Here is a 17,784-nt window from a genome sequence, read left to right as displayed (position 1 = left end):
CAATCATGAATCAGATCGTCCAATTTCTCCAGCACAACGGCGGGGAAATGCTTTATAAAACATGGGAGCACTTATATATATCCATTTTTGCGGTGCTGCTCGGCATCATTGTCGCGGTTCCGCTCGGGGTCGTTTTAACGAGAATGAAAAAAGGGGCCGGCGTCGTGATCGGAATTGTCAATATCATTCAGACGCTGCCGAGTTTGGCGATTCTGGCGTTTTTTATTCCGCTCCTCGGAGTGGGAAAAATTCCGGCGATTGTCGCGCTGTTTTTCTATTCAGTCCTACCGATTCTGAGAAACACTTACACGGGCGTAAAAGGCGTCAATCAAAATTTGCTTGAATCAGGAAAGGGAATCGGTATGACTGCATGGGAACAAATCCGCCTGGTCGAACTGCCGCTGTCCGTGCCGGTGATCATGGCAGGCATCCGGACATCCACCGTTTACTTAATCGGCTGGGCGACGCTCGCGGCTTTTATCGGCGGCGGCGGTCTCGGCGACTATATTTTTATCGGGCTCAACCTGTACCAGCCTGAGTACATTATCGCCGGAGCGGTGCCGGTTACGATACTGGCCATCGTGATCGACTATATGCTGTCGAAAACCGAAGACAAAGTCACGCCCCAAGGATTAAAAGGGATGAAGGAAGTATCATAAGGAGTTGGCTCTTATGCAAACAAAAAAATTGAGACGGCTCGGCGCCGTCATGCTGGTTCTCTCGCTTTTGATCAGCGGCTGTGCGCTGCCGGGTCTTGGCGGGGCTTCCGATAAAACGATCAAAATCGGGGCGCAAAACCTGACCGAATCCGAAATTCTTGCCAATATGATCTCGCTTTTGATCGAGCATGATACAGACCTCAATACGGTGCTTGTCAAAAACCTCGGCTCAAACTATGTGCAGCACCAGGCCATGCTCGGCGGAGACATCGATATTTCAGCGACGCGCTATTCGGGAACCGACCTGACCAGCACCCTTGGAAGGGAAGCGGAGAAAGACCCGGAAAAAGCGCTTCGCATCGTACAGCAGGACTTTAAAAAGAAATTCAACTACAAATGGTTCGATTCTTACGGATTTGACAATACGTACGCTTTTACAGTCACGAAAGAACTCGCTGAAAAAGGGAACTATGAAACCATATCCGATCTGAAAAAAGACGCGGATAAACTGAAGCTTGGCGTTGACAATGCCTGGCTGAAACGAAAAGGCGACGGATATCCGGGATTTAAACAGGAATACGGATTTTCATTCGGCTCGACCTTTCCAATGCAGATCGGACTTGTTTATGACGCCGTCAAAAACGGCAAAATGGATATCGTTCTTGCCTATTCAACGGACGGCAGGATCAAAGCCTATGATTTAAAGCTGTTAAAAGACGATAAACGCTTTTTCCCGCCGTATGACTGTTCGCCGGTCGTGCCGGAAAAAGTGCTGAAGGAACATCCAGAGCTTAAACAGACCATCAATAAACTGATCGGAAAAATCGATACCGAAACGATGCAGGAGCTCAATTACGAAGTTGATGGAAAACTGAAAGAGCCTTCTGTCGTTGCGGCCGAGTTTTTAAAGAAGCACAATTATTTTGAGTAAAAGGAGGGGCTGACAAATGGAAGTGCTGCAGCAGCTTTGGACGTATTATTCGCAAAACGGGAGCTATGTGCTGGGGGAATTTTACCGCCACTTTTTAATGTCGGCATACGGCGTATTGTTCGCTGCCGTCGTCGGCATCCCGGTTGGTATCTTGATCGCCAGATACCGGAAGATCAGCAAATGGGTCTTTTCCATCACCAATGTCATTCAAACGATTCCGGCGCTTGCGATGCTCGCCGTCTTGATGCTAGTCATGGGACTCGGCGCCAACACGGTGATTCTTTCATTGTTTTTGTATTCGCTTTTACCGATCATTCGAAACACATATACGGGAATCGTCAGCATTGAGCACGCCTATCTGGAATCAGGGAAGGCGATGGGCATGACGAAATTTCAAGTGCTCCGGATGGTGGAGCTTCCGCTCGCCTTGTCGGTCATTATGGCAGGGCTCAGAACCGCGCTCGTCATCGCGATCGGCATCACGGCCATCGGCACGTTTGTCGGCGCAGGCGGCCTCGGGGACATCATTGTCAGGGGGTCAAACGCGACCAACGGAACAGCGATCATTCTGGCAGGCGCGATCCCGACGGCGCTGATGGCGATCATCGCCGATCTGTTCATGGGATGGCTCGAGCGTGCGCTGAGCCCCGTTAAGCATCGTAAAGATAAGACGCCGAATCCGGATGCCGCTTAAATGGCAGCCGAAAAAAGCCGAATTTCTGCTAAAAAGAAATTCGGCTTTTTATGATTGGCGCTTTTTCGCTTCATTGACTAAAAAATGAAAGTACTGTTCGAGGTTGAGCAGGTCTGCGCGGGACAAACAGTCCCATTTTCCGGGCTCAAAAAGCCACAGATCTTCGACGCCGTGCTTGGCCGCGATGTCCTGCATCGTGACATAGCCGCGCGGCTGTTCGCGAACCTCGTCAGCCCTCATATAACCGGCGATATCCATGAGCTGCTCGTACGGCATTTTCAGAGCATCGGCCAATTTTCTGATTGTCGCGGGCTTGGGAACGCCGCGGTGGCCGTTTTCGATTCTGGAAATGGCTGCGGCGCTCACACCGGCATACAGGGCAAGCTGATTAACCGACAGGCTTCTTTGTTCCCTCAGCTCTTTGAGCCGCTCGCCGAACATTGTCATCGCCATCCCCCCGCAAATTCATGATATGAACATTTTAATACAAATGTTGACTAAAGGAAATGCTTCAACGGGAAAAACATTGACAAAAGTTAACATAAGGGATAAAATAACAGCAGGGTCGAAAACAGACGATAATGATAAAAAGGGGGGCGTGCGCTGCGGAGAAGGTATTCAGTTTTTGTTTCGGCTGCTTGCTTCCTGCACGAGAAAGTCGAAATATTTGTCCAGGTTTTCGATGTCTTTCTTTGAAAGCACCTTCCACTTTTCGCTGTCAAACAGAGAAAGGTCCTCTAAATCGTACTGTGAAACGATGTCGTAAATGGAATCGTAGCTGCTTCTTGCTTCCTGGACTGTAGACGCGCTGATATAGCCTGCAGATGCCATCAGTTCCTCATACGGAACTTTCAAAGCGTCCGCCAGTTTTCTGATCGTCGCCGGCTTCGGCACGCCGCGCTTTCCGTTTTCAATTCGCGAAATGCCGGCCGAACTGACGCCGGAATACATCGCCAGCTGATTGACGGTCAGTTTTTTCCGTTCCCTTAATTGTCGTAAATGGTATCCAAAGTTCGTCATGGCCAAAACCTCGCAATCTCTTATTATAAAATATTTTAGTACGAATATTGCCTATAGGAAACATATGGATGATAAAAGTATTGACAAAAGTTAACAAATCATTTATGTTCAATATAGACAAAAAGAAACATAAGAGATTAGAAAGGGGAGTAATAATGGTAAAAAAGATTCATATCAAAAGAGATTTTGTTCTCCAGTATATGATTGAACACAATCTCTCCTTAAATCAGCTTGCCATTGAAATCGGCGTATCCCCGGCGACTCTGAGCAGAGTTTTAAATGGCGAAAGGAGGCCCGGACAGCTTGTGATCGGAAAGATGATTCAGTATTTCAACAAAAAATTTGAAGATCTCTTTTATTATAAAGATGTTGACAAATGTCAATAAAAAAGGAAAAAAGGAGGCTTTTCAAACGTGAAAAATACGGGAATTGTCCGGAGAATCGATGAGCTCGGCAGAGTCGTTCTCCCGGTCGAAATGCGCAGGGTGCTGAATATCAATGAAAAGGATCCGCTCGAAATATACACCGACGAAGAAAACATCATTTTGACAAAATACGCCGCCAACATGGCATGCTTGATGACCGGCGACATCACCACGAAAAATAAAACGTATGCGGGCGGCAAAATCGTACTCAGCCCGCGGGGAGCGGAAATGCTGCTGGAAGATATGATGGCGGCCTTGTCAGAAAAGTTATAAATGTGATTACATATTCCGCCTGATAGGGAGCATAGCCGCTCCTTTTTTTGTATACCTTATTCAGGCGCTGGGAAAAAATAAAAAAAGCTGTTCGAAACGCTCGTGACATGCGCTTGCTTTTCATGTAAAATAAAACTATTGTCAGCCAGTTTGTCTGGAGGTGTAGGTTATGGCCGCATTTTTAACGGTCTTATTAGTGATTGTAAGTATCGTACTGATCGTTGTCGTTTTACTGCAATCCGGCAAAAGCGCCGGATTATCAGGCGCGATTTCCGGCGGAGCCGAGCAGCTTTTCGGAAAGCAGAAAGCAAGAGGACTTGATTTGATTCTCCACCGGATGACGGTCGTTTTAACCGTGCTTTTCTTTTTCTTAACGATTGCGCTTGCTTACTTTGTATAAGACAATGAAGCATGAGGTCTGATGTTCAAGTCAGGCCTTTTTCCTATTTGCAGGTCTTTGTATGACGGGACCGGCCGATTGATAAGGTTTGTTTCAAGACTAAACGTGGAAGAATACATATGAAAAGGAGACAGTGAATCATGAAAATCGTCAAACCACAACCTTTCACATTTAAAGGCGGAAAAAAAGCCGTCCTGCTGCTGCACGGATTCACGGGCAACACGGCGGATGTGAGAATGCTCGGAAGATATTTGAATGAAAAAGGCTACACATGCCATGCGCCCCAATATAAAGGCCACGGCGTGCCTCCGGAAGAACTTCTCTCCACAGGTCCGGAAGACTGGTGGAAAGACGTCATGGACGGGTATGAATATCTGAAATCGGAAGGGTATGAACAAATCGCCGCTTGCGGTCTGTCTCTCGGAGGGGTTTTTTCATTGAAATTGGGTTACACTGTACCCATAAAGGGAATTGTTCCAATGTGCGCGCCGATGTATATCAAAAGCGAAGAGACGATGTACGAGGGTGTGCTTGAGTATGCCCGCAATTATAAGAAATTTGAAGGCAAGACAGCGGAACAGATTGACGCTGAGATGGAAGAATTCAAAAAAACGCCGATGAACACGTTGAAAGCACTGCAGGATTTGATTGCCGATGTCAGAGAGCATGTGGACATGATCTATTCGCCTACATTTGTCGTGCAGGCGCGCCACGATCATATGATTAATACGGACAGCGCGAACATCATCTACAATGAAGTTGAAACGGATGATAAGCAGCTGAAATGGTATGAAGAATCCGGTCATGCCATCACATTGGATAAAGAACGCGAAACACTGCACAAGGATGTGTATCAATTTTTAGAAACGCTGGATTGGCAGACATAAGGAGGTCTGGTTAGTGGAAAAAGAAGAATTTATGGATAAGCTTCTCTCCTTTATGAAAGAAGAAGCGTATAAACCTCTTACAGTTCAGGAACTGGAAGATATGCTGGAAATCACCGATTCTGACGAATACAAAGAGCTTGTCAAAGCTCTTGTTACCCTTGAAGAAAAAGGGCTTGTCGTCAGAACGAGAAGCAACCGCTACGGTTTGCCCGAAAAAATGAATTTGATCAAAGGGAAGGTGTCGGCGCACGCGAAAGGCTTCGCGTTTGTCCTCCCCGAAGATTCCTCGCTTGACGATGTCTTCATTCCGCCGTCTGAGCTGAACACGGCAATGAACGGAGATACCGTGCTTGTCCGCCTGAGTACGGAGTCCGGCGGTACAAAAAAAGAAGGGGCCATCATCCGCATCATTGAGCGCAGCATTCAGAAGATTGTCGGCACATATACAGAGACGAAAAACTTCGGCTTCGTCATTCCCGACGATAAAAAAATCACGAATGACATCTTTATTCCGAAGCACGCCAAAAACGGCGCCGTCGAGGGGCACAAAGTCGTCGTCCGCCTGACAAGCTATCCTGAAGGCCGGATGAGTGCGGAAGGGGAAGTTATCGAGATTCTCGGCCACAAAAACGACCCCGGCATCGACATCCTTTCCATCATTCATAAGCACGGCCTCCCGGGGGACTTTCCGGCTGAGGCGATGGAACAAGCCGGCAATACGCCTGATACAATCGATGAAAAGGATCTTGAAGGCAGACGGGATCTGCGCGATCAAACGATCGTCACGATCGACGGCGCAGATGCCAAAGACTTGGACGATGCCGTTACCGTCACAAAACTCAAAAACGGCCATTATAAACTCGGCGTCCACATTGCCGATGTCAGCCATTATGTCACAGAAGGGTCTCCGATTGACCAGGAAGCGTATGAACGCGGCACGAGCGTCTATCTTGTCGACCGGGTGATTCCGATGATCCCGCACAGGCTGTCGAATGGAATTTGCTCTTTAAATCCGAAAGTCGACCGCTTGACTTTGTCGTGCGAAATGCTCATTAATCTTCAAGGGCAAGTCGTCGAGCACGAAATTTTTCAAAGTGTCATTAAAACGACCGAGCGGATGACTTATTCTGACGTGAACAAAATTTTAGTCGATGATGATGAAGAGCTGAAACAGAAGTATGAGACGCTTGTCCCGATGTTTAAAGACATGGAAGACTTGGCTGCGATTCTGCGCGGCAAGCGGATGGAACGCGGAGCCGTCGACTTTGACTTTAAGGAAGCGAAGGTTCTCGTCGACGAAGAAGGAAAAGCGAAGGACGTCGTCTTGAGAGAACGGTCGACAGCAGAAAAGCTGATCGAAGAATTTATGCTTGTCGCCAATGAAACGGTCGCCGAGCACTTTCATTGGATGAATGTTCCGTTTATTTACCGGATTCACGAAGATCCGGATCAGGAAAAGCTGCAGAGATTTTTGGAGTTCGTTACGACATTCGGCTATGTCGTTAAAGGGACGGCGGGAAGCATCCATCCGAAAGCGCTGCAAAGCATACTTGAAGAAGTCAGGGACCGTCCTGAAGAAGCCGTGATTTCGACGGTTATGCTCAGATCGATGAAACAGGCAAAATACGATCCGCAAAGCCTCGGACACTTCGGCTTGTCGACTGAATTCTACACGCATTTCACGTCACCGATTCGCCGCTATCCTGACTTGATCGTCCACAGGCTGATTAGGACGTATTTGATTCAGGGCAAGACAGACGAAGCGACAAGGGAGAAATGGGCCGAGAAACTGCCTGAGATCGCCGAGCATACGTCAAATATGGAACGCAATGCCGTAGATGCAGAGCGGGAAACGGATGATCTGAAAAAAACCGAATTTATGCTGGATAAGATCGGTGAAGAATTTGACGGCGTGATCAGTTCCGTTACGAACTTCGGCATGTTTGTCGAGCTGCCGAACACGATCGAAGGGCTTGTCCACGTCAGCTTTATGACAGACGATTTTTACCGTTATGATGAACAGCACTATGCGATGATCGGCGAGCGTACGGGCAACGTCTACCGGATCGGCGATGAGATTACGGTCCGCGTCGTTGACGTCAATAAAGATGAGCGGAACATCGATTTTGAAATCGTCGGCATGAAAGGCTCCCGCCGCCGGCAGAAGCCGGAGCCAAAACAGAAAAAGGGTCCAAAAAAGGATGCTCCATCGGCTGACAAAGGGGAATGGTTCACCAAGCCGAAAAAGAAAAAAGTAAAGAAAAAACGCGGTTTTCAAAACGCGCCGAAACAAAAACGCAAGAAAAAGAAAAAATAGACGGCACACGTCAAAAAAAGGGCGGCGAAATTGTAAGACGAACGTTCATTTGATAGAATAATACGTATTCGCCGCCCTTTCGAATGTGAGATTGAAGGCGGGAGGAGGTTGCCGTATGCCAAAGGGAGAAGGGAAGGTTGTTTCCCAAAATAAAAAAGCAAATCACGATTATTTTATAGAAGAAACATACGAAACAGGCATCGTGCTTCAAGGTACGGAAATCAAGTCCATTCGCGCCGGACGGGTGAATTTAAAGGACGCATTCGCCAAAATTGAGCGCGGAGAAGTGTTCCTTCACAATATGCACATCAGCCCGTATGAGCAGGGGAACCGCTATAACCATGATCCGTTGCGGACGAGAAAGCTTTTGATGCACCGCAAGCAGATCAACAAATTGATCGGTTTGACGAAAGAGCAGGGATACTCGCTCGTACCGCTCAAAATTTATTTGAAGAACGGCTTTGCGAAAGTGCTGCTCGGACTCGGAAAAGGGAAGAAGAAATTCGACAAACGCGAAGACTTGAAGCGCAAAGACGCCAAACGCGAAATCGAAAGAGCGTTCCGCGACAGGCAAAAAGGCTTGATCTAAAGCCGGAACCCATGTTATCCTATATGAACGTGATCACAGACATTACCATTTGGAATTGACGTGTGATCTTGTTATAATAGTGATACAGTCAGTTATCCGACTTCCTTTTCATCCAAGGGGACGTTACGGATTCGACAGGGACGGATCGAGCTTGAGTTGCGAGCCGAGAGGCGATCTCGTAAAAACGCACCTAAATATAACTGGCAAATCTAACCAGAACTTAGCACTAGCTGCCTAATTAGCGCAGCGATCTCTTGCCCGCATCGCCTATGTGCCGGTTAAGAGCCCATAACGAAGTAGGCTACGCTTGCGCTCCCGTCTGAGGGCGCAGGAAGAGACTTCTCAGACTAGCTCTCCGAGGGCCTGCCCGCAGGCACGAAGATGAGCGAAACTAAATATGCAGGGCTACGCTCGTAGACGCTGAAGCAATCGACGTTTCTGGACGTGGGTTCGACTCCCACCGTCTCCACCATACATATGATGGTGGTTTTTTTGTTTTTTGGGGAGTTTTTGTTGTTTGTGCAAGAGCCTTTGAAAGGCTTAATGAACATGAATGATACTGCGGAATATGTCGGGTCATCGGTCCTCATATCATGAGAAAAACGTTTTTACTGGAACTATAAAAGCTTTATTGAAATAATCAAAAAAGCCCTCTTTCAAGGGGGCTTAGGTTTATAAATTCCAACTTTTTAATTGTTATTTATCACTATCCATTTCCCATATTTTCTGACCGTCTGCTAAATATACTGCACTTGGTGGATCATCGTAAAGGGAAATTTCAACTAAGGAGCTTTCTCCTTGTCTCAACCAATCATATACACTGCCTTCGTTGTTAGTAGGGTGAGATATAATGTTATTCACTCTAAAGGCAACTGCATAATACTCTGTGTAATTGATATCGTCATCCTCTAATCCATTATCCGTTTCATAAAGTGTGTCTGGATTACCGATAATCTTTAATCCATTTTCCCATTCTAATCGCAGTTCTCTACCACCATATTCATCTAGTGTTTTTATTAAAGAGTTATATTCCATGAGTATCAATCCTTTTCTTATGGTTCTAACGGTTTTGCAGGAACTATGTGAGCACCGTCTTTTGAATAATGTATTGTTCCTCTGGTAGTTTCAATATATTTACCAGTTTTCATGTCATATGCTTTACCTATTTTTTGGCCAAAGTCAACAACTTCCCTTCCGTTCCTTGGGAATTCTCCCGTGCCAGCATATTTATCAAGCAACTCTTGTGCTTTTTTATTACCCCATAGAAAATGCTCTATGAAACTGTCATAGAACCGCAAAAAGGGGTGTGGCATTCCTCGTAAAAGGCGCGGATCGCGTCGCCGCCTTTTCCTTTTAAAGCATCATCAAGCGATGTGATGCCGTCAACGGCCTTTTTGACTTTGGCGATTTCGTCTGATTGGTGTTTTAATTGTTCCAGCGTTTGATCAATTGCATTGTGCAACGCTTGAACATCCAGAGTCTTCATGGCATTCTCCTTTAATCCATTTTGTTATCATCACTGCTCACTTTTATGAAATGAAAATGGATATACAAAAAAGAGAAATCCATCTTCTTATGATTGCAATTTTAATTTTTTGGCCTGTCCGTATGTAGTCGCAAGCTCTCTGAAAGAATGAAGTTCATTTTCAAATGTGAAAAAGCGTTTCGGTATCAAAATCAACTGGCTGCTTGATGTTTTCATGAGGATGAGGCGTTTATATTCTGTTATTGCTGTCACTTCATACCATTGAAACAACGTATCGGAATTCTTAAATTGAATCTGAATTCCTTGCGGATTGATAGTGTAAGTTCTTTTGCGTTTTAACCGTTCATTTTTTCGATAGACAATTTGCATCCGGATATAAAAAAACCCAATTAAAAGTGAGGTTAATATTATTGAAAGTACAATCATGAGAAGTCCATTCAACAATAATTCGAGTGTTTCACTATGATAAACGGTAATCGGCATCTTCCCATCGACGGAAAACACCCAGACAAACAATAGAAAAATAAGAATAAAATAAAGGAATGCGTATTTTTTTAGCCAATAAAAAAAGAAAGATCTCATATCCTGTAATGTATATTCTCCCTCAAGAAAGACACTGTGTTGGGTCATAAGTTTACTGCACCTCAAACCTGTTTTCCTTTAATTTTAGCATAAAGTTTCATTTATTCGCAGAAATTGGATTTTCTTTGGAATCGGCATAGCAGAGGCACCGTGTAATCGACTTAGGGATCGCTAAAAAGGATCAGAGTGTATTATGTCGAACTTTGATTGTATATACATTCGAAAGAGCTGGCCAAAAGGAGGTCTACCATGCTCATCATTGAATCGCTAATAGGATACGTTTGTTTTTTTACTGTTAATGCCATTTATGATACATACATCAAAAAAGCCAAGACTCCGTTTGGACACTTGGCTGTGATTTCGCTTGTTCAGACCGCGATAGCATTAGGTATTTTCTTTATTTTTTCATGATCGTGAGGAGGAGGGGGTACCCTTTCTATAGTTTTCTGCTTATTCCTTCGGAAACTTCACCTCCGGATATGACGGATTCGGCTTGCTGATCAAGCCGCCGCCGGTTACTTTTAAATGCTTGTTGAAAAAATCCAAAACGTACCGGTTCACGATATCCGCGCTTCGTGCACCGTCGATGTCGCCCGTCATGCCGAGCTGCTTCAAAAGTTTTGAATAAAGCTGCAAGTCGGTGAAGTTGTAATGCTCCGTTCCTTCAATATACACCATTGACGCTTGATCAATGATTTTGTATTCCTTTTTTCGTTCCTCAATCATCTTGTTGAATTCTTCTTTCGTTAAACCCGAATTTTTGATTTCTTCATCAGAAATCTTTCCGCTGAGCGCCTTGTTTTTGATGTTCATAAAGCTGCTCGATTCCATGAACAGAAACGGCTTTGAAATCGCCTGCTTGCCGTTGACATTGTACAGTGAACCGTCCATGTTGATTCCGGCTTTAATTCTGGGATTTGAATATGCGGCGTTAAACGCCGTGGCGCCGCCGAATGAGTGCCCCATCATCCCGATGTTGTCCATATCGAGTTTTCCCTCAAAGGCATCGCGATTCAGCTGATCCAACTGGTTGATGACAAAGTCGGCGTCCTGTGTCCAAATGTTCCCGAGCTTGCTGCTGTTTTCGGAAACTCCGTTCATATATGGCTCGGTTGTTAAGCCTGTCACCCGTCCGTCTGGAAAAGCCGTTGCCATCGTGCTGTACGAATGATCGATCGCCACTGCGACAAATCCATGGCTTGCCAGATGCTCGGCTTGGGAAGCGTGCAGCAGCCGGCTTGTTCCGAAGCCGTGGCTGATTATGACGACTGGATATCGGGTTTCAGCTGATGAAATCGCGGCGTTTTCGTATGAGTTTGTTTTGATGTAGCGCCAATAGTCCAAAGCAAACGGGGGAAGACCGAATCCGTCTGCGAACTTCTCGATATATTCGTGAAATGTGCTTGCATCTTCGGGAAAGAGAGGTGCCCGTTTCTGTCCATGCAAACTTTGGGCGGGGTACCATACTTGGACCATCAGTTCTCTTTTATCGTGCGGATTTTTTGTCAGCGTTTCTTCTCTGTCGCGGTCGGTCAAATGAAACGTCTTCGTCCCGACCGAATAAACGCCGCCAGGCTTAGGCAAATCGAAAACGGGCAGGTATACAGACAGGAAGACGGAGATCGCCAGCATGGCGAATGTGAGAACATACAAGCCATATTTCAGCGGCTTCCACATCTTGATTTGAAGCCTTTTTCCGAAGATCGCGATAAAGGCGAGGGCGGCGGAGATCAGATAGATCAAAACCATTTGCCATCTGTATCCCTCAAAAAAAAGCTGTCCCGCCAACACGCAAATACTCGCAAATCCGGCTGCCGCCGCAAGCTTTCTCGGCATTTTTTGCTGAAACAGCATGACAAAAGATAGGATCGTTAATAATATTTCGAAAATTCTCATGGTTTTCTCCCTTATGTAAGATGTTGGTGGTCTTATACATAACGAATGTGTGGTTTGATTGGTTGCAAAAATATTCCTTGTGCTGCATTAAAAAAACCGCCGGATTGCCCAGCGGTTGCAGCTTATGATGTTGTGGGGCGCTATAAGTTAGTTCTCCTTTATCTGTTTTACGAGAGCAACAATTTTGTCTCTCGCTGTTTCCTCCAATGTGTAAATCTGCGGGGAAAGAGGCACATCAAACCCGGCGTGAGAGTGATAAAAGTCAAAGAGCAGCGTCCCGGCAGGCTTTTGTTGATGATCGGAGATGACAGCCCAAAACACCCGTGAGCGGCAGTCGTCAGCTCCCCATTTTTCGATGGACTGTCTAAAGTTTAAGCCTTTTCCGATGAAAAAATCGCCTTTTCCCGCATCTTGAATCGTTGTAAAGCCGGACTGTTCGAGACTTTCAAATATAGGAGGCAGCAGGTGGTCCAAGTAGACCCCGTAAGTCGCGTCTTCCAATTCGGGAAAAACCTTTAAAAGCGCTTCGCGATGATCGTCAAGCGTTTGTTTCCAATTGGCGGCGACATAGCTTTGCACCTGTTCGCCGATTTCTTTGATCGACATGTCGGGTCTGAAACGTACCTTATACAAGAACGAAAACCTCCTTTTGATTACTTGAAATCCATTATATAACATTCTCCTGCATTGAACAGTGAATTCTCAATATAAGAGCGAACCGGAGCTCTGCCGCGGATAAAGGATTTTATCAATGGTAAAAAACGAAACGGCAATCATGATTTCCGCCGAAGACGTCAGCAGAACGTCGTCCAGCAATTCATCCGCTGTAAAAATCGCGGCCCATAAACATCCGATCGTGATGATTTCGGCGGCAAAAAACGTGATCCGCCGATTGATGCCCAGCAGCTTCATACTGTGGATGAGCAGCTTTTCAGCCGGTTCCAGGACAAAGGTCAGTGCGGTATAACAAAGCGTAAACAAAAGCAGGGACCCGACTGTTTGGTAAAATGCGCCCGGCAGATGAAACAGGATCGAAATGCCGAGAAAGTGGGCGAAAAAAACGAACATAACCGATAAGCAGCAAATAACGAAATGTTTCATGATACAACTCCTTTTAAATATGTAAACAGCAGCCGAAGGCCTGCAGGATATGTCTCCTGCAAGCCTGGCTGATTATTTCTTATCAAATTTCACGACCGGATGCTTTTCTTTAGAGAGCATGTTTGTAAACTCGCTGCCGATGTCAAGGTGCTGGCGGACAAGCTCTTCCGGAACGAGCGCAAGCCATTGGTTTAACGAAACGTCAGCATAGTGGTCGTCTTTGAAGATTTCGAGGAAGCGAAGCGGTTCGTCTCCTGTATTTTGGACGTAGTGTCCCATTGCAAACGGCACATAGCCGACATCTCCGGCCTGGTAGTTAAATGTTCTGGCATGCCCGTCGGACGCGAAAACCGTCATTTTCGCTTGTCCGGAAATGTAATACTGCCATTCGTCTGTATTCGGATGCCAGTGCAGCTCCCGGATGCCTCCAGGTTCGACTTCCACCAGCGCAGAGGCGATCGTTTTCGACGCTTTGAAATTCGTGGAATCGGCAATCCATACTTTGCCGCCGCTAGATACAATCGGTTCCTGTTCAAGCAATTTGTAGCTGAAAGATTGAGGAACCGTTCCGTTCGGGCTTTCGACTTTGTCTTTCTCAAGACATCCAGGGATCGCTTCTTGGAAAATATACTTTTCTTGATCTGGAAGAGATGCGACGACGTCTTTTGAAATGCCGAAGTTTGCGGCAATCACCTCATCAGGCGTATGGGCCAGCCAATCCGTCACCTGGAAGGTGCTGTTTTCAGAGAAAGAGCCGTCATCGAAGACGAGCAGGAATTCGCAGCCGTCTTCAAGCGCTTGGATTGAATGCGGCAGACCTGACGGGAAGTACCAGAGATCTCCTTCTTTCACATCTTCAATAAAGTTTCTGCCGTCTTGGTCAACAGACGTAATCCGCGCTTTTCCGTACAGCATATACGCCCATTCGGCTTCCTTATGCCAGTGAAGTTCCCTGATGGCTCCAGGTTTCAGCCTCATGTTGACAGAGGCAAGCTTGTCTGAAATCGGCAGCTCGCGAACCGTGACTTCCCGTGCATATCCGCCTTTTTCGAGACGGTTATGGACATCGGAAAATGAAAATTTCATGTTTGGCACCGTTCCGTGGTCGGTTTCCGGCGGCGCGAGCATGTCCGGATTTTGGCGGTCGCGCTCAACGTTGTGCGGAATTTTCGTTTCCGCTCCTTTTTCTCCTCTGATCGGCTGTGGAATTGGTTTGTTTTTTTCCATGTGATATCCCCTCTTTCTCAAAATGTAAAGGAGAGCTGAAAGGCCTTTCGTTTTCCCCTTCTGTCATGTTAAGTGAAAAAAGTGAGGCCGATGTCAATCATCGGTGTCACTTTTTTCTTTGATCAATTCGATCAGTTCATCGATTTTCTTTTCAAAACGCGTGAGCAGGTAAATTGCCAATACAGCCGGAAAGCCGACATTGCCGATTTGTTTCGCTGCTTCCTCAATGAATGCACTGTCCATTCTTACCACCTCCTATGTTAAGAAGTGAAGAAAGTTTGAAAAATGTAAGCAAAGAACTATTTTCTCTGAATGGGAACTTATGTTTGCATGTTAATAGAAGAGATGAGTTTACTTTTTTTTCATTTCTTTCATCTAAATAAATAGGAGGCGGTTTTTATGATTGATCAAACGTTACTGCGTGCGAAAATCAAGGAAATCACAGGGCATCCGCTTGTGAAGCATTTTTTGAGCAACCCCCGGTATGAGCGGCTTTTCAACCACGTTTTGGAACATCCGGATTCTGAAGAGGCAGAGTGTCTCGATCGCGAATTTAAGCGGTTTTACAAAAACATCCGCATGATCAAATACATCAACTCGATGATCCGGATTTTCTCCGTCGACTTTGATAAAAGAGTCCGGAAAAATCGAGAGCGTTTTCCATTGATGATCGACGACAGTCCGACTTTGCCCGAGCCGCCCCGAGGGGACCTGTTAGACGATGTCTTGGAACAGGAAGAGGATTTAAGTGAACATTTGCAAGACCCGATGCTTTATGAAGCGTTTTTGCAATTGACGGACAAGCAGAAAAAAGTGCTTGCGCAAATTTACATTCACGGGGTATCCATGCAGGAAATGGCTGACTCTTTGGGAGAATCAAGGCAAAATATTTCAAGAATTCATAAAAGGGCACTCGAAAAGATAAGAGAGCTGCTGAATTCTAAAGCAGAGGGGAATGATAACAGTGAGTCTGCACGACGAAAAAGAGATTGAGAAATTGCTGGAAAATTTCACGCCGATGATCAAAAGCAAATTAAACAACACATCCTATCAAGAGAGGGAGGATCTTGAACAGGAGCTGAAGATGAAGATTTGCGAAAAAGCGGAGATGCTTTTATGTCAAGAAGTACCGGGATTTTGGGAGTTTATAACAGAATTGCTGAAAGTCCTTTAATCTGAGCTGTTTTGCTTGCGTAAAGCCGCCGGAAGTGTTAAAATTTCTAACATTTGATTAATGGAATGTTCAAGCTGCTTCATTGAAATCATGGTGATGATTTGTTTTAATATGAATGAAGCTTTGGGAATGTAAATGGATTTATATTCCATTTTTATCTTATAAAAACACGCATCAGATAGGTGGTAAGATATCATGAAAAATCAATACCGAGTATTGTTGTATTATAAATATGTTCATATCGACAACCCCGAGCAATTTGCCGAAGATCACCTCAAGTTCTGCAAAGATTTGGGCCTGAAAGGGCGCATCCTTGTGGCGGGTGAAGGAATCAACGGAACCGTGTCAGGAACCGTAGAGCAGACAGACCGCTATATGAGTGAAATGAAAAACGATCCCCGCTTTGAAGATATGGTGTTTAAAATCGATGAATCAGAAGGGCACGCTTTCAAAAAAATGCATGTCCGCCATCGCGATGAGCTGGTGACGCTCCGCCTGGAAGATGATATCGATCCGAATGAATTAACGGGAAAATACCTTGAACCAAAAGAATTTTATGAGGCGATGCAGCGGGAAGATACGATTGTCGTCGACGCACGGAACGACTATGAGTACGATTTGGGACACTTCCGCGGCGCGGTCAGACCGGACATTAAAGCGTTCCGCGAATTGCCTGAATGGATCCGCGATAACAAAGAAAAGCTCGAAGGCAAGAAAATATTGACTTACTGCACGGGCGGTATCCGCTGCGAAAAATTTTCGGGATGGCTGAAAAAAGAAGGATTTGAAGACGTGTCCCAGCTTCACGGCGGGATTGTGACGTACGGAAAAGACCCTGAAGTTCAAGGTGAACTGTGGGACGGACAGTGCTATGTTTTCGATGAAAGAATCAGCGTTCCGGTCAACCAGAAAGAGCACGTCATCGTCGGCAAGGATTATTTCACCGGCGAGCCTTGCGAGCGCTATGTCAACTGCGCCAACCCTGAATGCAACAAGCAGATCATCTGCTCTGAAGAAAATGAGCACCGCTATTTGCGGGGCTGCACGCACGAGTGCCGGGTTCATCCGCGCAACTTGTATGTCAAAGAGCACGGCCTTTCAGAAGAAGAGGTGCAAGAGAGACTCGAAAAGCTGGAAGAAGAGGGGCATGCAGCGCAGTCATAAAAGTTGCAAACAAGAATATCATTTAAAAAATCGAAGATGCCGCGAGCATCTTCGAAGTGGCATTGCTCCTGCAAGGGAGTCGGCTTTGGTTTTGAATCCTGGAACGCCTTGATCTGAAAAATCGGGGTGTTCCTATTTTTTATTCGTGAAATGAAAGCAGAGTGAAAATATCGCAACGATCAGGATACCGAACGAAAGCATCAATTGAAGTGCGCTTTCTACTGCCATGCCTTTCCCTCCCTTCACCTGACGCTTTTGCTCCTGCCGCTAGTAAAAAAACGCAAAACCGGCAATCAATAGTAATATTGCTCCGCTGATCAGCGTGCCAAACTGCCCGACCGTAAAATGGCCAAAATGAATATGAGCCAGTTTGGAACCGCAGGCGGCACCTGCCCACACCGTCAGAAAACTTCCGGCGGCTGCCAAAACCGAAATCAGAAGCGGCGAATAGCCGAAGAGGCCAGCCCCGACTCCATTTGTAAGGGCATTTGCTGACAGTGCGATTCCGAGAAGGATCGATTCGAAAAAGCCAACGGTCTGTAGAGGCGAGCCAGTGCTTCCGTTTTCTTTCAAAGGGGAAGGTTTACGACGCGGAACGGCCAAAAGCATGATTCGCAGACCGATAACGGCCAATAAAACAGAACCTGCCAGAACGGGGAGAATCCCGGGTAAAACCGTTGATATCCAAAGTCCAAAGTGGATGCCGCACACGCTAAAGAGAAAACATATAAGTGAAATGACCACATTAGAAAAAAAGCTGATGCGAATTTGCCGAATCCCGTATGATAAACCGACCCCCAAATTGTCAACGCTTGATGAAACGGTTAAGCCTGCAATGATGATCCATGATGTCATGATGAGCAGCTCCTTTTTCCAGTAAGTTTGCTCTTACAGTATGTATCGTTGAGAAAAATGTGCCAGTACCATGAAAAAGCTCAACAAAAAAGCAAATTTCTCAA

Annotated in this window: 25 protein-coding genes, 1 other RNA gene and 1 pseudogene; 14 read left to right on the top strand and 13 right to left on the bottom strand. The window is 45.9% G+C overall.

Features of this window, described 5'->3' with window-relative positions; translation table 11 throughout:
- Nucleotides 1–5: 5 nt before the first annotated feature.
- Genes MHI30_RS18165 through MHI30_RS18155 form a run of 3 tightly spaced genes read left to right on the top strand, consistent with a single transcriptional unit; the run spans nt 6 to nt 2,284 of the window.
- Nucleotides 6–659: an ABC transporter permease gene (locus MHI30_RS18165; protein WP_075751416.1), complete on the top strand. Its 654-nt coding sequence runs from the start codon at nt 6–8 to the stop codon at nt 657–659.
- Between the two features lie 13 nt (nt 660–672).
- Complete coding sequence (locus tag MHI30_RS18160; RefSeq protein WP_075751415.1) at nt 673–1,590, top strand: osmoprotectant ABC transporter substrate-binding protein; 918 nt, start codon at nt 673–675, stop codon at nt 1,588–1,590.
- Between the two features lie 16 nt (nt 1,591–1,606).
- Entirely contained in the window at nt 1,607–2,284 is a 678-nt protein-coding gene (locus MHI30_RS18155; protein WP_075751414.1) for an ABC transporter permease, read from the top strand.
- 48 nt (nt 2,285–2,332) lie between these two features.
- Here the strand turns inward: MHI30_RS18155 and MHI30_RS18150 are convergent, their stop codons facing one another.
- Nucleotides 2,333–2,731, bottom strand: coding sequence for a helix-turn-helix transcriptional regulator (locus MHI30_RS18150; protein ID WP_075751413.1), 399 nt, complete (start codon nt 2,729–2,731; stop codon nt 2,333–2,335).
- Between the two features lie 171 nt (nt 2,732–2,902).
- Complete coding sequence (locus MHI30_RS18145; RefSeq protein ID WP_020452987.1) at nt 2,903–3,304, bottom strand: transcriptional regulator; 402 nt, start codon at nt 3,302–3,304, stop codon at nt 2,903–2,905.
- Between the two features lie 152 nt (nt 3,305–3,456).
- Here MHI30_RS18145 and MHI30_RS18140 point away from each other — a divergent pair, with 152 nt between their 5' ends.
- The 7 genes from MHI30_RS18140 (at nt 3,457) to ssrA (ending at nt 8,667) form a co-directional block, all read left to right on the top strand.
- Nucleotides 3,457–3,690, top strand: a complete 234-nt coding sequence (locus MHI30_RS18140; RefSeq protein WP_164470226.1) for a helix-turn-helix transcriptional regulator — start codon at nt 3,457–3,459, stop codon at nt 3,688–3,690.
- Nucleotides 3,691–3,717: 27 nt separating this feature from the next.
- Nucleotides 3,718–4,002, top strand: a complete 285-nt coding sequence (locus MHI30_RS18135; RefSeq protein ID WP_075751412.1) for an AbrB/MazE/SpoVT family DNA-binding domain-containing protein — start codon at nt 3,718–3,720, stop codon at nt 4,000–4,002.
- Between the two features lie 169 nt (nt 4,003–4,171).
- On the top strand, nt 4,172–4,402 hold the full coding sequence (secG, locus tag MHI30_RS18130; protein WP_003185418.1) for a preprotein translocase subunit SecG: 231 nt from the start codon (nt 4,172–4,174) through the stop codon (nt 4,400–4,402).
- Nucleotides 4,403–4,542: 140 nt separating this feature from the next.
- A complete protein-coding gene (locus tag MHI30_RS18125) occupies nt 4,543–5,289 on the top strand; it encodes a carboxylesterase (RefSeq protein ID WP_075751411.1) in 747 nt (248 codons plus the stop codon).
- Nucleotides 5,290–5,302: 13 nt separating this feature from the next.
- A complete protein-coding gene (gene rnr / locus MHI30_RS18120) occupies nt 5,303–7,606 on the top strand; it encodes a ribonuclease R (RefSeq protein WP_075751410.1) in 2,304 nt (767 codons plus the stop codon).
- Between the two features lie 115 nt (nt 7,607–7,721).
- Nucleotides 7,722–8,195 carry an SsrA-binding protein SmpB gene (gene smpB / locus MHI30_RS18115; protein ID WP_009329604.1) on the top strand — a complete coding sequence of 158 codons (474 nt, stop codon included), beginning with the start codon at nt 7,722–7,724 and terminating at the stop codon, nt 8,193–8,195.
- A gap of 116 nt (nt 8,196–8,311) precedes the next feature.
- Nucleotides 8,312–8,667: a transfer-messenger RNA gene (gene ssrA / locus MHI30_RS18110) on the top strand.
- 224 nt (nt 8,668–8,891) lie between these two features.
- Here ssrA and MHI30_RS18105 read toward each other — a convergent pair.
- From MHI30_RS18105 to MHI30_RS18090, 4 genes and pseudogenes are all read right to left on the bottom strand, one after another.
- A complete protein-coding gene (locus MHI30_RS18105) occupies nt 8,892–9,230 on the bottom strand; it encodes a hypothetical protein (RefSeq protein WP_075751409.1) in 339 nt (112 codons plus the stop codon).
- Between the two features lie 17 nt (nt 9,231–9,247).
- On the bottom strand, nt 9,248–9,433 hold the full coding sequence (locus MHI30_RS18100; RefSeq protein WP_237562649.1) for a polymorphic toxin type 50 domain-containing protein: 186 nt from the start codon (nt 9,431–9,433) through the stop codon (nt 9,248–9,250).
- A gap of 33 nt (nt 9,434–9,466) precedes the next feature.
- Nucleotides 9,467–9,681 (bottom strand): annotated as a pseudogene (locus MHI30_RS18095) (T7SS effector LXG polymorphic toxin); the annotation flags it as partial.
- Between the two features lie 87 nt (nt 9,682–9,768).
- Nucleotides 9,769–10,311, bottom strand: coding sequence for a YcxB family protein (locus MHI30_RS18090; RefSeq protein ID WP_075751408.1), 543 nt, complete (start codon nt 10,309–10,311; stop codon nt 9,769–9,771).
- Nucleotides 10,312–10,512: 201 nt separating this feature from the next.
- Here MHI30_RS18090 and MHI30_RS18085 point away from each other — a divergent pair, with 201 nt between their 5' ends.
- Nucleotides 10,513–10,674, top strand: coding sequence for a hypothetical protein (locus MHI30_RS18085; RefSeq protein ID WP_154495504.1), 162 nt, complete (start codon nt 10,513–10,515; stop codon nt 10,672–10,674).
- Between the two features lie 39 nt (nt 10,675–10,713).
- On the opposite strand, the gene MHI30_RS18080 is transcribed toward MHI30_RS18085, so the two are convergent.
- From MHI30_RS18080 to MHI30_RS18060, 5 genes are all read right to left on the bottom strand, one after another.
- Entirely contained in the window at nt 10,714–12,159 is a 1,446-nt protein-coding gene (locus tag MHI30_RS18080; RefSeq protein WP_075751407.1) for an alpha/beta fold hydrolase, read from the bottom strand.
- 147 nt (nt 12,160–12,306) lie between these two features.
- Nucleotides 12,307–12,792, bottom strand: coding sequence for a DUF6022 family protein (locus MHI30_RS18075; protein WP_075751406.1), 486 nt, complete (start codon nt 12,790–12,792; stop codon nt 12,307–12,309).
- Nucleotides 12,793–12,861: 69 nt separating this feature from the next.
- Nucleotides 12,862–13,260: a YrvL family regulatory protein gene (locus MHI30_RS18070; RefSeq protein ID WP_075751405.1), complete on the bottom strand. Its 399-nt coding sequence runs from the start codon at nt 13,258–13,260 to the stop codon at nt 12,862–12,864.
- A 72-nt stretch (nt 13,261–13,332) separates the two neighbouring features.
- Complete coding sequence (locus MHI30_RS18065) at nt 13,333–14,487, bottom strand: oxalate decarboxylase family bicupin (RefSeq protein WP_075751404.1); 1,155 nt, start codon at nt 14,485–14,487, stop codon at nt 13,333–13,335.
- 93 nt (nt 14,488–14,580) lie between these two features.
- The gene (locus MHI30_RS18060) at nt 14,581–14,730 is read right to left on the bottom strand and encodes a YvrJ family protein (protein WP_020452973.1); all 150 of its coding nucleotides are present in this window, start codon (nt 14,728–14,730) and stop codon (nt 14,581–14,583) included.
- A gap of 156 nt (nt 14,731–14,886) precedes the next feature.
- Here MHI30_RS18060 and MHI30_RS18055 point away from each other — a divergent pair, with 156 nt between their 5' ends.
- The 3 genes from MHI30_RS18055 to MHI30_RS18045 all read left to right on the top strand — a co-directional run bounded on the left by MHI30_RS18055 (nt 14,887) and on the right by MHI30_RS18045 (nt 16,825).
- A complete protein-coding gene (locus MHI30_RS18055) occupies nt 14,887–15,480 on the top strand; it encodes a sigma-70 family RNA polymerase sigma factor (RefSeq protein ID WP_020452972.1) in 594 nt (197 codons plus the stop codon).
- Nucleotides 15,452–15,661: a sigma-O factor regulator RsoA gene (rsoA, locus tag MHI30_RS18050; RefSeq protein WP_003185286.1), complete on the top strand. Its 210-nt coding sequence runs from the start codon at nt 15,452–15,454 to the stop codon at nt 15,659–15,661. Before MHI30_RS18055 ends, rsoA begins: the two co-directional genes overlap by 29 nt.
- A 195-nt stretch (nt 15,662–15,856) precedes the next feature.
- Nucleotides 15,857–16,825: a rhodanese-related sulfurtransferase gene (locus MHI30_RS18045; protein WP_075751403.1), complete on the top strand. Its 969-nt coding sequence runs from the start codon at nt 15,857–15,859 to the stop codon at nt 16,823–16,825.
- 132 nt (nt 16,826–16,957) lie between these two features.
- On the opposite strand, the gene MHI30_RS18040 is transcribed toward MHI30_RS18045, so the two are convergent.
- Both MHI30_RS18040 and MHI30_RS18035 read right to left on the bottom strand, forming a co-directional pair.
- On the bottom strand, nt 16,958–17,053 hold the full coding sequence (locus MHI30_RS18040; protein WP_222426460.1) for a putative holin-like toxin: 96 nt from the start codon (nt 17,051–17,053) through the stop codon (nt 16,958–16,960).
- A 39-nt stretch (nt 17,054–17,092) separates the two neighbouring features.
- Complete coding sequence (locus MHI30_RS18035; protein WP_075751402.1) at nt 17,093–17,680, bottom strand: manganese efflux pump; 588 nt, start codon at nt 17,678–17,680, stop codon at nt 17,093–17,095.
- Between the last annotated feature and the right edge of the window lie 104 nt (nt 17,681–17,784).

Origin of the sequence: Bacillus sp. FSL L8-0528 (assembly GCF_038593085.1) — a bacterium.
GTDB classification, from domain to species: Bacteria; Bacillota; Bacilli; order Bacillales; family Bacillaceae; genus Bacillus; species Bacillus paralicheniformis.
Note: the sequence above shows the minus strand (reverse complement) of the source record. Positions and strands in the feature narration are given on the sequence as shown.